Origin of the sequence: Methylocapsa aurea, assembly GCF_000746085.1 — a bacterium.
In the GTDB taxonomy this organism is placed as follows: domain Bacteria; phylum Pseudomonadota; class Alphaproteobacteria; order Rhizobiales; family Beijerinckiaceae; genus Methylocapsa; species Methylocapsa aurea.
Map to the genome: position 1 here is coordinate 233,821 of NZ_JQKO01000005.1, position 13,661 is coordinate 247,481.

The window sequence follows — 13,661 nt, forward strand, 5'->3', positions numbered from 1 at the left end:
CGGTTCCCCGCCGCCGCCGGCCATGCTTGCCCTATAGGATCTATGCCGTCAGGCCCTCGATGCTGGACCAGGCCGGCCATTTCATTTCCTGGAATTGCTCGATGGTCCTGATTTTCAACTGCTTGGGCCGAGCGAAGGCGCGCCTCCAACCCCGATTGACGCGATTGATGAACCCCCACCCAAACCTGATCCTATCGCCGACCTCCGCCGTCGACAAATGATCCGGCTGCATCGTTCGCAGCCGGGCGGAAAGCGCGTTCGAGCAAACGATCAATTGTTCAATCTCTTCCATTAAAGCGGTCTTGTCGACCGCAACGGATCTCAGATTGGCGCTTGCCGCGCTCAGCAAGAAATTCGCGCGCTCCGCGATCTCGTCATAAAGGCGCGCCTCGGAAGTCAATTCCGCGCCATGCCTGAGAGCCTTCGCGCCCAGCGTCAGCGCCCTGACCTCCAATCGGACCGCATCAAGCCTATCGAAGGCGGCGCGAATATTGGATGGCAAGGGATCGCCGCGAAGCCGCAATATGACTTCGAAGCCGAAATACCAGATGAAAACCGCCGCGAAAAAGACGCTGAGTCCAATCTTTTCAATCTTATGATTGAGATAGACGGTCTGGTCCTTGGTGTAGTCGGCGTAATGCTGGAGCGCCTCATCTTGCGCCGGCGCCGGTCCCGGGCGAGCCACAGCCGGCGCGCTGAGCGCCGCCGCAAGCAAAACAATGCCGACCAGCTTCAGCCAGGACAAAAGCGGCGCGCGCAAGAGGGTCAATGGGCTCATCTTTTTGCGACGCCTGAACTCTTGGAGGGCGTCCTTCTAGAGCGCTTTCCGATCGAATGGAGTCATTCGATCGATCAGAAATCGCTCCGGTGTTAGAGAGTTTGAGCATATTCCCAAACAGATCGAACCAATCTGTTCGGAATAGGCTCTAGGCCTCGCACCGGCTTAATATGCTCGCAAATCATCCATTGTGGAAGCCGTCATGCCGCCGAGCTCCGTTTAAGGCCGCTGCTCCGAGGCGATGATCCGCGGCAAGGTCCGTCGCCTCCGCAGCGGCAAACGGGTTTGACACGACGTCAAGTGGGCTGTGCGCCCGCCGACCGGGACCGCGCGGCGCGCGCCAGTTCAAGGCGATGCGGCAATTCCTCGAATGCGACTTCTTCCTTGGCTGTCTGAATCCGCCAAGCATGGCCCGCAGGATCGATGAACTGGGCGACCCGATCGCCCCAATGCGCGTCCTCTATCGGTTTTTGCGGGTTCAGCGTCGTCGCGCCCAGCGCGAGCGCTCTGGCGACAACCGCATCCACGTCATCCACGTAAAGGGAAAGGAACACGGTTGTGGTTTCAGCGGATTCGGGCGACCGCGGCCAATCCGAGCGGGGCGCCTCTTTCCACCGCGGATTCTCGACCGCGACTGTCAGGCACAGGCTTCCAATTTGAAGCTCCACTGCAGTCACGGCGCCTTTCGGGAAAAGCCCGTCTTCAGCCATGGCGTGGCACCGGACTTCGGTAGCATTCAGCACGGATTTATAAAATTCCGCCATTGCCGCAGCGTCCTTGACGAAAAGGGCAACGCCGATCTGATTTGGCCGCTGACCGCCTTTGACTGTCATCGCACCACCTCCCGACCAGCTCAAGCGCATGCTACCGCAGGCGCGGAGCCCGGCCTATCCATCCGCTCAATCGGATCCCCAACAAAATAAAGGCGCCGATTCAGCTCGGGCGCATATTTTCTTCATGCTTCCCAAAAAGCCGGGCGCGCTTGGGCAAGCTTTCCGCCGATCCGCACCGGCGCGATTTTGGCCGCGAGGCCGTTTCCATCCAGTTCGACGGCAACGCCGCAGAGCGTCGCCGCGCCCGCCGCCGGCTCAAACCGCGTCGTCGGCAGTTTGGTGGTGAAGCGCCGGACCGGCTCTTCCTTCTCCATGCCGATCACTGAATCGTAATCCCCGGTCATGCCGGCGTCGGTCATATAGCCGGAGCCCTGCGGCAAAATTTGATGGTCGGCGGTCGGCACATGCGTATGGGTGCCGACGACCAGCGAGACGCGGCCATCGACGAAATGAGCGAAAGCCTGTTTTTCGCTCGACGCCTCGGCATGGAAATCAACGACCGCGGCGTCGCAGCCGGCCCCCAAGGGACAGGCTGCGAGCTCCCGCTCGACGGCGGCGAAAGGATCGTCCATGGCGTCCATGAAGGTCCGGCCCATGGCGTTGATCACCAGCACCCGCCGCCCATCGCCGATCTCGATCAGATTGGCGCCCGCGCCCGGCGTGCCGCGCGGGAAATTCACCGGCCGGATCAGGCGCGGCTGGCGGGCGATGAAGACGAGCGCCTCGCGCTGGTCGAAGGCGTGATTGCCGAGGGTCACGCAATCGGCGCCCGCATTGAGAAAATCGGCGCAAATGGCTTCGGTGATCCCGAAGCCGCCAGCGGCGTTTTCGCCATTGACGATGACGCAATCGAGCCCCCAGGCGAGCCGCAATTTGGGCAGTTCCTCGGTCAGAACCGTGCGGCCGGCGCGGCCGACGACGTCGCCGATGAAGAGGAGGCGCATGCTTTTATCCAACCCGGCAGTCGATCAATTCCTGCTCTGTTAGCACGTAATCGAGCCTCTGATCGTGCGCCTCGTGCGGAATTTTGGCCAAGGCTTGATTCGCATAGGCGATCCCGACCGCGCAAATCGGCTTCTTCGAGCGCAGCTTCTCTAAAGTGCGATCATAAAAGCCGGCGCCATAGCCGATCCGATGGCCGCTCCGATCGAAGGCGGCGAGCGGCACGAACAAGACATCGGGATCGACCTCCGCCGCGCTCGGCAAGGGCTCGGCGATCCCCATCTTGCCTTTCGCGGTCGGCTCGCCATGCCGCCACAGCCGGAAAACGAGCGGCGTCCCACGCGCGCCGGTAATCGGCAAGGCGGTCGAAATTCCAGCGCGCGCGAGAGATTCGAGGAGCGGCAAGGGCGAGGGCTCGTCTGCCAGCGGGAAATAGGCCGAGACGACGCCGGGGCGCAACCGGCAGACAAGCTCGGTCCCCGCCGCCGCTATATGCGCGGCGAAGGCGGCGGCGGCCGCCTCCGTCTGCGTGCGGCGGCGCGCCAAAGCCTCGGAGCGCAGCATCGTTTTCGAGGGTGGCGTCAGCATCGCGTCGAGGGTGGGAGAACAAGCGCGGGGCCGCGATGGCCGTGGGATATCGACCCCGGGAACCTACAATGTAGGTGGGCGCCATGTGGCCGAGCCCACGGGCAGGGCCAGGGACAGCTCCCTTAGAGATCGATAAGGCCCCGGGAATACAGATCCAACACGCACCCCGCAGCTCCGCAACGCCAATCTAGTGGATCAGGTCTTAGAATGCCAGGGGAGCTTTGGCGCCGGGGGCGGGATCCGCACAATGAAATGATAGATATAAGGGCGGCCCGTCAGGCCTCGGCGCGGGCGGCGCCGTTCAAGTCCTGCGCGATGCGCTCAATCCGCGCCGCCGCCTCGCCCAGCGAACCGGCAAGCCCCACCGCCCATTCGTCCCGCCCGCTTGCGGCCTTCGACAAATTGCCTCTGACCTCGGCCAGTTCCGCCTCCAACTGGCCGATGCGGCGATGGGACTCGGCCAATTCGTCGGCGATGGTGATGGCGGCCATGATCGTAAGGCGCTGGTCGCCCATCTCCCCGAAACGCTGCCGCATCCCCTCGACCTTGGCGTCGACCAGATGCGCAAGCTCGCCGAGGTGGGCTTCTTCGCCCTCGTCGCAGGCGACCCGATAGACCCTGCCCGCGATCGTCACCGCGACTTGCGCCATCGCGCCCGCTCCTCCGACTCTTGCCCGTCGCCATTGCCGGGCATCAAGACTCCGGCGAGGTCAATCGCCGGACCTGCATCAGGCTTAGCCGGAAAACGCCGCGGCCTCAATTGCCGCGCGCGCGACCAGGATGCTCTGCGATGCTAACGGAGTCGGCGGCGGGAGCCGGCTTGACTGGAGCGGCCGAGACAAAACGGGAGCAGTCGAGATCGCTTGCAGCGGCGCGGAAGGCCGATGCGAAGCCAGCCGAAGGCAGACCGGACAAGGCGTCGGGGAGGATTCGAGCCGCCTGACGCAGACCGGTGAGCGCTTGGCCGAGGAGGGAAGGAGCCGGCGCGTTCGCGGTCGCGACGTCGCTGGCGAGGCCATGGAAGCTGGAGCGATCGAGCCGAGCCGGCACGACGGCCGCTTGCGACGACTGGCCCGTTTCCTTGCCAAGCGGGGCCCCGCGCGGCCTCTGGGCCTGCTGCGCGGAAGGGGCATAGGCGAGAACCTCGGCGGGAATCGCGGCTTGGTCCTTGGCTCCTTGAGTGATCAAGACTGGGAGATTGGCCGCCCGGACCAGGGCCTGAGGCGCATTGGCGCCGGGCGCGGCGCTCAGGGCGCCGATGACGTCGCTCTTGCTCGCGGGCTTGCCGGCCATATTGGACGCGACGCGGGTCAGTCCCTCCGGCCGCGCCGGCGGCATCGGAACGTCGGCGTAAGCGACAAGCTCCAGCGGACGCGGCGGCGGGAGCGGCGCGACGGAGGCCGATCCTTTTTCGGCCCTGTCTTTGGCGGGGCCGCCGGCCGCCGCTTCACTGTCTTCGATCGCCGATCGGCGATCGCGCGGGACCGGCGTGGGAGCGAGGCTTGCGACGACTGTTCCTGCAACCGCCGGCTCTTGGTCCGGCTCGCTCCCCGGCGCGTTGGCGGCGGACGGAACCGGCTGCGGCGCGGGAGCTTGGCGCCTTTCGCGGCGATCGGCGAAAGCGCTGGACTTCGTCGAGGGAGCGCCGGTTCCCGTGAGCGCGGCGACCTGGAAGCGATCGCGCCGCGATGGCGGGGCCGCACGAACCGCTTCGGACTCGTCATCGTCCTCCTGCTTGCCAAACAGCCAAGCGAAGAAGTTGCCCGATTGAGGCGCCGGCGCATCGCTCGTCACGCCGCCGCGCGAGGCGATCTCAGCGCGAGCCTCTTCGTAGCGCGCCAGCGTTCGCCCATTCGAGGCGAGATGCACCGTCTTCCCGTCGGGGAAAAGCCGCGCCAATTGATCATAGCCCATGCGCGGCCAATGTCGGACATTGCCGACATCGAGATGGACGAAATTCGAACTCCCGTAATAGCCCACGCCGCCGCGTTGCAGCCGCATTCCGATTTCGCGAATGCGCTCCATCGACATGCCTGGCATGGTGGTGTCCATCGCCTTGCCGAGGATATGTTGCGAGTGTTCGGCCACCGCGCTGGAGCGGCGGCGCAACATCGCATTGGTCGCCGGCGAGCGATAGGCGGAGACGATCACGATCGGCTCGCTCGCGCCCGCGGTCCGGTAGACTTCCCAGATCACGTCGAAAAGGCGCGGATCCATGCGGGCGCGATCGTCGTTGCGCCAATCGCGCAGGAACCAGTTGAGCTTTTCGAGAACCGCGGGATCATAGGACCCATTGACCCGGAAGGTCGCCTCGATCGATTCGCCGGTGTGGGAATGATGCAGGCTCAACGTGCGCGTGTCGCCATTGGCGACCGCCGTCTCGGTCGAGGAGGGCGCCAAGAAACCGAACAACATCGCCCCTACATAGGCGGCGGCGAGACAGGCGCTTCGTTCTGGTGCCGTGCGGGGGCGCGGTTGGCGCAAATGAAAACTCGCAATTCTCGCTTTTGCGGCGGGCGCCGCGGGTCCGTTAACAGCGAAGGCCGCTTTTATAACGAGCAAGCTCTTAAAACTTGAACGGTTAATGTCCCGTAACATGGTGGCACATTCCCCTTGATGAACTCGCCCATAAATTTGCATTCATGGTTACGGCTCAAGCTAAGTCGGCGAATGTGGCGACCTTGTGTCGGCGCGCGAGATGGCCGGCGCGGATGGGCGTTCGCGCGCTATCGAGGACGTGCGCGCGCACTCTGGAAATGGCGCTTTTTCCTGCTGTCGAGATTTTCTCGCCTTGCAAGGAAATCGGCGGGACGCCCTGCCCGCAACCTCGACTATTTTTCAGATTTCGCCGCGAATCGGGCTTAATTCTCGTGATGCAGTCAAGGATTAGGAGCGATCGCTTCGTCGCGTTAAGACAAGCGGCCAATGATGCTCAGGCGGCGAGATCGGCGACGACGGCGTCGAGCACCGGAAATCCTTCGGCGCTGACTCTGATGCGCCCATGCGGCGTATATTCGACCATGCCGTCGGCGATCAGCGAGGCGACCCGGCGGGGATCGAGGCTGCGGCCCGACATCGCCTGGAACTGGGTCGGCTCGATGCCTTCGGCAAGACGCAATCCCATCAGCAAGAACTCATCGCCCTGCTCTTCGGAGGATAGGAACTCATCCTCGACCAGCGCATGGCCCTCGGTCTCGACCACGGTCAGCCACATTTCGGGATGACTCTCCGTCGCCTGCGCCCGGCGTCCCTTTGGCGTCGCGATTCGACCATGCGCGCCAGGGCCAACGCCGGCATATTCGCCATAGCGCCAATAGATGAGATTATGCCGGCTTTCCGCGCCGGGCCGGGCATGATTGGAAATTTCATATGCGGGAAGCCCCGCTTTCGACATCGCCTCTTGCGTCGCGTCCCAGAGGTCGCGGCCAAGATCGGCGTCGGGGATCGCCAGCTTGCCGTGGTCGCGCAGCCGCTCGAACATCGTATCGGGTTCGATCGTCAGCTGATAGAGCGAGAGATGATCGCGCGCGCGCAGAATTCCCTGCTCCAATTCAGCGCGCCATCCCTTCACCGTTTGACCGGGCCGGGCATAGATCAGATCGAACGAATAGCGTTCGAAGATCGATGCGGCGAGCTCCACCGCCGCCATCGCCTCGGCCGCCGTATGCATGCGTCCGAGCGCTTTCAGATCGGCGTCGTTGAGCGCCTGGACGCCGAGGGAGACGCGATTGACTCCAGCGGCGCGAAAACCGCGAAAGCGCTCCGCCTCGACGCTGGTCGGATTGGCCTCGAGCGTGATCTCCGCGCGCTGGGCGATCGGCCAATATTCCGCGATGGCGTCGAGTATGGCGGCGACTGTCGCGGGCTTCATCAAGGACGGCGTGCCGCCGCCAAAAAAGATCGAAGACACTGTGCGCCCGGGGGTCAGCCCGGCGCGATGGGCGAGCTCCATCCGATAGGCCGCGACGAAGCGGTCCTGGTCGACCGGTTGCGCGCGGACATGGCTATTGAAATCGCAATAGGGACATTTCGAGAGGCAGAACGGCCAATGCACATAGATCCCGAAGCCCGGGTCCGCGGCGATATTTGTTCGTGCAGCCTTCGTCATCTTATGTCCCGCCGTTCCGCAGCCGCCGCCTGTGAAGCTCGATCTGCAAAAAGAGGCCCGTTTTCCTGCAAGACATCATGCGTCTCTTGCAATCACGCGTCGCGCCAAGCCGCGAGCGCTTTCCATCTGCCCCCGCGGATCGCGTCCACGCATGCGCGCGGGCCCAAAACGGCGCGGTCAAAGTCGCGCCATATTTTGCCGCAGATTCGAAACTAGGATCGCGGCTCAGGGCAGGGTTTCGATGACCATGCTCACGCCGAAGAATCGGCGCAATTGCTTAAGAATGCGTTCACCACGTTTCGATAGCTTCGAAATGAATCCCAGTTGCGTAGGTAAGAATCCAGAGTAGGTGAAGATTGAGTTATCTCGCTCCGCCGCCGATGCCGGCGCCCGTCATCGTCATGAAGGACGTCGGCGGTCTTGTCACCGATTATCAGAGTCAAACCGAACTTTATCGCGCCTCGGATCGCGAAGTCAGGCTGCATGAGTGCCGCTCCGCTTGCACCCTGGCGCTCAGCCTGCCCAACGTCTGCGTCTATCCCGACAGCACGCTGAAATTCCACCTCGCCTATGATCCGCGCAATCGGCAAACCGATGCGAATGTCTCCCAGCAGCTGTTCGATTCCTACCCGCCCGCCGTCCGGGCCCGGCTTGGCGGCCTCACCCGTGACTACAAGGTCTTGAGGGGGAGCGAATTGATCGCGCTCGGCGTCCGGGATTGCACCGGACAGCGCGTTATGGTCGCTTCCGCCGCGCCGCGCAAGGCGCCGCCAGCGCGGATCGAGGCCGCCCCTCCGCCTGCCGAGCAAGGCTCGCTGTTTGGCGGCCTGATGCGCAATATGCTGGCGGCCTTTGGCGGATCGAGCGAGCGAACCGATATGGCGCGATCCGCCCCGACGGCGGCGCCAGCGGCGAAGCCCACATCGTCCGAAGCGCTGCCGGCGGTCCCGCCTTTGCCGCCGGCGCGGCCGGCTGAATTCGCGGCGCTCGAAGCCGCGCCGCCAGCGCAAGCCGCGTTGGAAGCGGCGCGACAATTAGCGCCGTCAGGCGCGCCGGCGCCCGACGCCCAAACAGAGGTTCAAGCCGCCAATGTTCCCGCGCCGCCGCCTCGGCCGATGAGCCTGGCGTTCTCCTATCAGCGCCGGCTGACGCCGGCACCCTTGCCCAGGATCATCACCGGGGCGCAGCCAATCCTCCCGCCCGGCTTCCGGGGCTATGCGGAATTCGGCCGCTAGAACATGTTCTAACTCGTTGAATCTGAGCGCTTCCCGATCAGACGGGTCCATCTGATCGGGAAGCGCGCTAGAAAAAAGCGCGCTCCAACCCTTCCGGCGCCCCCATTTAAGCGAGAGCGTCAGGGACGGACCAACCGCGTTCCGGCTGCGACCCGCCGGCTCGTCTTGCGTTCGACGACCACCGTCCGGGGGGTCCTTTCGCGGCCGCTCGACGTCACGATCTGCTCGCTCTTGCGCGAGGGCGCCGCCTTCAACAATACGGCGCGCACTTCCTCGACCGGCAGATCCATGAGCGCGGCGGCGATCTCGACCTGCTGGAGCAACTGGTCGGTCAATCCCTGCGCCGCGATAATCGCCTCCTTCAGGGTTGGCGGATCATATCGCACCCGTCGCGAACCGTATTTCGTGTTCCAGACCGCAGACATTTCCAGCCTTCCTTCAGGGCGGACGCAACTTTATTGCACTGCAATATGATATTGCGCGAAGGGCGGGAAATCAAGCCGCATAACTTGGGAATCGTCTAGAGCGCTTTCGAATGCGGCAGAATCGGAAAGCAGCTCTAGCTCTTTATTTCGTCGCATTTTCTTAACGCGAACTGGTATCCACTTCGCTCGAAAATGCTCTAGCGGGAAAGCCTATTCGAGACAGGCGCGGGCGAAGGCCTGGAAAGCTCTGCCGCGGTGCGACAAGGCTGGCGACCCATCGGCGGGGATGCCGTGTTTTTCCGTCGAGGACATTTCGCCGAAAGTCTTGACCGCATTTTCCGGCCGGAAAATCGGATCATAGCCGAACCAGAGGTCGCCGCGCGGCGGGAAAACCAGTTCGCCGAACACCTTGCCCTCGAAATTTTGCGTCTCGCCGTCTGGAAAGGCGAGCGTCAGCACGCAAACGAAATGCGCCCTGAACGGGGCGCGCGCGCCAACATTTTGCAAGGCTTCCTCGACTTTGGCCCGCGCCACCGCAAAATCGCGCGAGGGCCCGGCCCAGCGCGCCGAGTAAATGCCCGGCGCGTCATCGAGCGCTTCGACGCAGAGGCCTGAATCATCGGCGAGCGCCGGGAGCTTCGCCCCGGCCGCCGCCGCGCGGGCTTTCAGCTCCGCATTGGCGGCGAAAGTCGCGCCGGTTTCCTCGGGCTCCGGCAGGCCGAGATCGCCGGCCGAAACCGCGTCGACGCCGAAAAAGTCGAGGAGTTCGCGCATTTCCTTGAGCTTGCCGGGATTATGCGTAGCGATGACGAGTTTTCCCTCCAGCCGGTGCGCCATGTCAGGCGACCGCGTTTTTCTGCAGCTCGACGAGCTGCGATATGCCGGCCTTGGCCAGCGCCATCATCGCCTGCAATTGAACGTCGCTGAACACCGCGGCCTCGGCCGTCGCCTGCACCTCGACCAGGGAACCTGCGCCGGTCATGACGAAATTGGCGTCGGTCTCGGCGGCGGAATCCTCCGCATAATCGAGATCGAGCACGGCTTCCCCATTCGAAATGCCGCAGGAAATCGCGGCGACCTGGTCGCGCAGAGGATGATCCTTGATGATCGAGCGCCCCCGCATCCATTTGACGCAATCATGCAAGGCGACCCAGGCGCCGGTGATCGACGCGGTTCGCGTCCCCCCATCGGCTTGAAGCACGTCGCAATCGAGGGTGATCTGGCGTTCGCCCAAAGCCTGAAGATTGGTGACCGCGCGAAGACTGCGGCCGATGAGGCGCTGAATCTCCTGGGTGCGGCCGGATTGCTTGCCGGAGGTCGATTCACGCCGGGTGCGCGTGTGCGTCGCGCGCGGCAGCATGGCGTATTCGGCGGTGACCCAGCCGCGTCCCTGACCGCGCAGCCAGGCCGGCGGCTTGTCTTCAAGGGAAGCGGTGCAGAGCACATGCGTGCCGCCAAACTTGATCAGGCAGGAGCCTTCGGCATAGCGCGCGACATTGCGTTCGAGCGTGACCGGGCGCAATTCGTCGGCGGCGCGATGAGAAGGACGCATGAAAATCCCCGTTGCGGTGAGCGTCGCTTCTAGTGGCTCACGCGTTTTTGCGCAACCATGGGCATTTGTGACGGAAGGCCGCTTCCAGTCGGCGGCGTGATCAATGTCCCTCGAAAGAGATGAGCGTCCGCACCGGAACGCCCAAAGCCTCGATCTTCTTGGCGCCGCCGAGATCGGGCAGATCAATCACGAAACAAGCCGCGACGACATCGGCGCCGATCTTCTTCAATAATCCCACCGCGCCCGTCGCCGTCCCGCCGGTCGCGATGAGATCGTCGACGAGAATCACGCGTTCGCCGGGCGCGACGGCGTCGTCGTGCATTTCCATTTCGTCGAGCCCATATTCGAGCGAATAGGCGATCGACACCTTGGTGTGCGGCAGCTTGCCTTTCTTGCGGATCGGCACGAAACCGGCCGACAGCTGATGCGCGACGGCGCCGCCCAGAATGAATCCGCGCGCCTCCATGCCGGCGACCTTGTCAATCTTGCCGCCGGACCAGGGCTGCACCAATTCGTCGATGGCGCGGCGAAAGGCGCGGGCGTCTCCGAGCAATGTCGTAATGTCCCGGAACAGGATGCCGGGCTTGGGATAATCGGGGATCGTGCGGATCGAATTCTTGAGATCGAAATCAAGCGTCATGACCGATCGACCCGTTGCATGATCGCCTCCAGCTTTTTCATGAGATCGGGATCCCGCGCCGGCGGCGCCGTCAGAACCGCATTATCGAGCGCCCGGTCCGAGCCGATGGGACAGGCTTCGTGTTCTTGAGGGAAGTCCAGCAACAGCCGCGCCAGAAGCCGCGCGGCGGCGCCCGCATTGGCCTGGACGATTTTGATGACGGAGGCGACATCGACATCATCATGCTCGGGATGCCAGCAATCGAAATCGGTGACCATCGCGATCGTCGCATAGGATATTTCGGCCTCGCGGGCGAGCTTGGCTTCAGGCAACGCAGTCATGCCGATCACATCATAGCCCGCCGCTTTGTAGCCCTGGGATTCCGCGAGCGAAGAAAATTGCGGCCCCTCCATGCAGATATACGTCCCGCCGGAGACGAAGGGAATGTTTTCGGCCGAAGCCGCCGCCGCGATCCTTTGCCGCAACAAGGGCGCGACGGGATGAGCCATCGAGACATGGGCGACGCAGCCATTGCCGAAAAACGAACTCTGCCGCGAAAATGTCCGGTCGACGAATTGATCGACCAGCACGAAAAGGCCGGGGTAAAGATCCTGCTTGAACGAGCCGCAGGCGGAAACCGAGACAATGTCGGTGACGCCGGCGCGTTTCAGCGCGTCGATATTCGCGCGGTAATTGATCCCCGAGGGAGACAATTTATGGCCGCGCCCATGCCGGGGCAGGAAGACCGCCTCGGTTTCTCCAATCCTGCCGAAATGCAGCGCGTCGGAGGGCTCGCCCCAAGGCGTCGCGACCCGCTCCTCGCGCATATCGGTCAAACCCGGCAGCGCGTAGACGCCCGACCCGCCGATGATCCCCACAATCGCTTTCGTCATGCCCGCTCCGGCCTCTTAAGCGCCGCAGTTTTAACGGCGCGAGGCCGTCATGCAAGCAAAACGATTGATGCTTCGTAGAGCATGATGCCGAAAAGTGGAAACCGGTTTTCGGACGACATCATGCTCTAACACTTTGAGGAGAGGCGGATTTAAGACTTTGGACGAGATCGCGTTGCGATTTCGTCCAAAATCATCCGGCTCCAGGCGCGCAAGCTCGCAGCCTCGTGATTGGCCGCGCGCGCGCCGGCCCCTTATTCTCATTGGGATGTAACAATAAGGCGCGCGGCTTCGTATGTAGGTTAAGGACCCCGATGCGCCTTAAGGAGAAGCCGCATGTTCATCCGCCGCCGGAAGGGATGGGAAATTCGCGAAAGCGAAGCGACGCCCGAGTCGCTTTTTTTCGACCGCCGAACGCTTCTGAAAGGCGGCGCCGTTGCGGCCGCGGCGGTAGGTTTAGGCTTAAGGGAGGCCTTCGCCGCGCCCGATCCCTCCCTCGCGCTCTATCCGGCCAAGCGCAATGAGGCCTTCACGCTGGATCGTCCGGTGACGCCGGAGACGGTCAATTCGCACTATAATAATTTTTATGAATTCGGCAGCGGCAAGGACATTTTCGACGCCGCCCAAGCGCTCAAAATCCGGCCCTGGTCGATCAAGATCGATGGTCTCATCGAGAAGCCGCAAACCATCGCCATCGACGATCTCGTCAAGGCGATGCCGCTGGAAGAGCGGCTCTACCGCCACCGCTGCGTCGAGGCCTGGGCGATGGCCGTGCCTTGGACCGGGTTTCCCTTGCGCGCCCTGATTGAGGCCGCGCAACCGCTCGCCTCGGCCAAATATGTCCGGTTCGAAACCTTTCTGGACCGGGTGATGGCGCCGGGACAGCGGCAATTCTGGTATCCCTGGCCCTATGTCGAGGGCCTGACCATGGCGGAAGCCGCCAATGATCTCGCGTTTCTCGTCACCGGCGCCTATGGCAAGCCGTTGGGAAAACAATTCGGCGCGCCGCTGCGGCTGGCGACGCCGTGGAAATATGGCTTCAAATCGATCAAATCGATCACCCGGATCTCCTTCGTCGAGGAGCGGCCAAAGACCTTTTGGGAGCAGTTGGGGCCTTCCGAATACGGCTTTTGGGCGAATGTGAACCCCGCCGTGCCGCATCCGCGCTGGAGTCAGGCGAGCGAGGAGGTCTTGGGCTCGCGCGAGCGGCGTCCGACCCAGATCTTCAACGGCTATGGCGACTATGTCGCGGGGCTCTACGCCGGGCTCGAAAATGAGCGGCTGTTCATCTGACCCTGCGCTATTTGCGCCATTTCAGAGGTTACGGGCCCAAGCTCAGGCAACGTCTCGGTTTGAATTTCGGCTTTCGACCGAGGTCGTGTAAAAACGCGGTGTGTTCGCCGGCGATTATGACGGGCCGGACTTTCCGGTAATTGAAGGCAGACGGATTGAACCGAGCGATTACGCGCGCATCGCCTCAAGCAGCGGTCCGACGCCGAAGATCCGGATCATTCTTTTTATGTTATACGCCAGAATGTGAAAGCTCATCTCTGTTCGCACCTTTTCGAGGGTCTTGGTGAGGAAGTGCGCGCTTCCCATCCATGATTTCAGTGTGCCGAAGGGGTGCTCGACGGTCTGCCTGCGGATCAGCATGGCGTCTGGCCGATGTTCAAGGCGGGCTTGCATTTTTT

The 13,661-nt window shown here is 63.0% G+C and carries 15 protein-coding genes and 1 other RNA gene; 2 read left to right on the forward strand and 14 right to left on the reverse strand.

The annotated features are described in order from the left end of the window. Positions 1 to 40: 40 nt before the first annotated feature. From DL86_RS05515 to hemW, 8 genes are all read right to left on the reverse strand, one after another. On the reverse strand, positions 41 to 778 hold the full coding sequence (locus DL86_RS05515) for a hypothetical protein (RefSeq protein WP_036259025.1): 738 nt from the start codon (positions 776 to 778) through the stop codon (positions 41 to 43). Between the two features lie 296 nt (positions 779 to 1,074). Further along, entirely contained in the window at positions 1,075 to 1,611 is a 537-nt protein-coding gene (locus DL86_RS05520; RefSeq protein WP_051952745.1) for a VOC family protein, read from the reverse strand. A 122-nt stretch (positions 1,612 to 1,733) separates the two neighbouring features. Continuing rightward, a complete protein-coding gene (locus DL86_RS05525; RefSeq protein ID WP_036259027.1) occupies positions 1,734 to 2,555 on the reverse strand; it encodes a TIGR00282 family metallophosphoesterase in 822 nt (273 codons plus the stop codon). A gap of 4 nt (positions 2,556 to 2,559) precedes the next feature. After that, positions 2,560 to 3,141: a 5-formyltetrahydrofolate cyclo-ligase gene (locus tag DL86_RS05530; protein WP_036259029.1), complete on the reverse strand. Its 582-nt coding sequence runs from the start codon at positions 3,139 to 3,141 to the stop codon at positions 2,560 to 2,562. Positions 3,142 to 3,164: 23 nt separating this feature from the next. Beyond that, positions 3,165 to 3,319: non-coding RNA, 6S RNA (gene ssrS / locus DL86_RS19140), on the reverse strand. Positions 3,320 to 3,416: 97 nt separating this feature from the next. Continuing rightward, entirely contained in the window at positions 3,417 to 3,791 is a 375-nt protein-coding gene (locus tag DL86_RS05535; protein ID WP_036259031.1) for a cell division protein ZapA, read from the reverse strand. Between the two features lie 106 nt (positions 3,792 to 3,897). Then, positions 3,898 to 5,625: a peptidoglycan L,D-endopeptidase MepK gene (locus DL86_RS05540; protein WP_162180397.1), complete on the reverse strand. Its 1,728-nt coding sequence runs from the start codon at positions 5,623 to 5,625 to the stop codon at positions 3,898 to 3,900. A 448-nt stretch (positions 5,626 to 6,073) separates the two neighbouring features. Further along, positions 6,074 to 7,249 (reverse strand): radical SAM family heme chaperone HemW, encoded by a 1,176-nt coding sequence (hemW, locus tag DL86_RS05545; RefSeq protein WP_036259032.1) that lies wholly within the window; start codon positions 7,247 to 7,249, stop codon positions 6,074 to 6,076. Positions 7,250 to 7,605: 356 nt separating this feature from the next. Here hemW and DL86_RS05550 point away from each other — a divergent pair, with 356 nt between their 5' ends. After that, a complete protein-coding gene (locus DL86_RS05550) occupies positions 7,606 to 8,484 on the forward strand; it encodes a hypothetical protein (protein WP_036259033.1) in 879 nt (292 codons plus the stop codon). A 119-nt stretch (positions 8,485 to 8,603) separates the two neighbouring features. Here the strand turns inward: DL86_RS05550 and DL86_RS05555 are convergent, their stop codons facing one another. From DL86_RS05555 to DL86_RS05575, 5 genes are all read right to left on the reverse strand, one after another. After that, positions 8,604 to 8,909, reverse strand: a complete 306-nt coding sequence (locus DL86_RS05555; RefSeq protein WP_036259034.1) for a hypothetical protein — start codon at positions 8,907 to 8,909, stop codon at positions 8,604 to 8,606. Between the two features lie 210 nt (positions 8,910 to 9,119). Continuing rightward, positions 9,120 to 9,746 (reverse strand): RdgB/HAM1 family non-canonical purine NTP pyrophosphatase, encoded by a 627-nt coding sequence (rdgB, locus tag DL86_RS05560; RefSeq protein ID WP_036259036.1) that lies wholly within the window; start codon positions 9,744 to 9,746, stop codon positions 9,120 to 9,122. 1 nt (position 9,747) lies between these two features. Further along, complete coding sequence (gene rph, locus DL86_RS05565; RefSeq protein ID WP_036259039.1) at positions 9,748 to 10,461, reverse strand: ribonuclease PH; 714 nt, start codon at positions 10,459 to 10,461, stop codon at positions 9,748 to 9,750. Between the two features lie 100 nt (positions 10,462 to 10,561). Continuing rightward, the gene (locus DL86_RS05570) at positions 10,562 to 11,101 is read right to left on the reverse strand and encodes an adenine phosphoribosyltransferase (RefSeq protein WP_036259042.1); all 540 of its coding nucleotides are present in this window, start codon (positions 11,099 to 11,101) and stop codon (positions 10,562 to 10,564) included. Further along, a complete protein-coding gene (locus DL86_RS05575; protein WP_036259044.1) occupies positions 11,098 to 11,973 on the reverse strand; it encodes an S-methyl-5'-thioadenosine phosphorylase in 876 nt (291 codons plus the stop codon). Before DL86_RS05575 ends, DL86_RS05570 begins: the two co-directional genes overlap by 4 nt. Positions 11,974 to 12,306: 333 nt before the next feature. Between DL86_RS05575 and msrP the strand changes: the two genes are divergently transcribed. After that, positions 12,307 to 13,263 carry a protein-methionine-sulfoxide reductase catalytic subunit MsrP gene (gene msrP / locus DL86_RS05580; protein ID WP_036259045.1) on the forward strand — a complete coding sequence of 319 codons (957 nt, stop codon included), beginning with the start codon at positions 12,307 to 12,309 and terminating at the stop codon, positions 13,261 to 13,263. A 168-nt stretch (positions 13,264 to 13,431) separates the two neighbouring features. On the opposite strand, the gene DL86_RS05585 is transcribed toward msrP, so the two are convergent. After that, positions 13,432 to 13,661 (reverse strand): transposase (locus tag DL86_RS05585; RefSeq protein WP_156964490.1); only part of this gene is annotated, 230 nt, incomplete at its 5' end.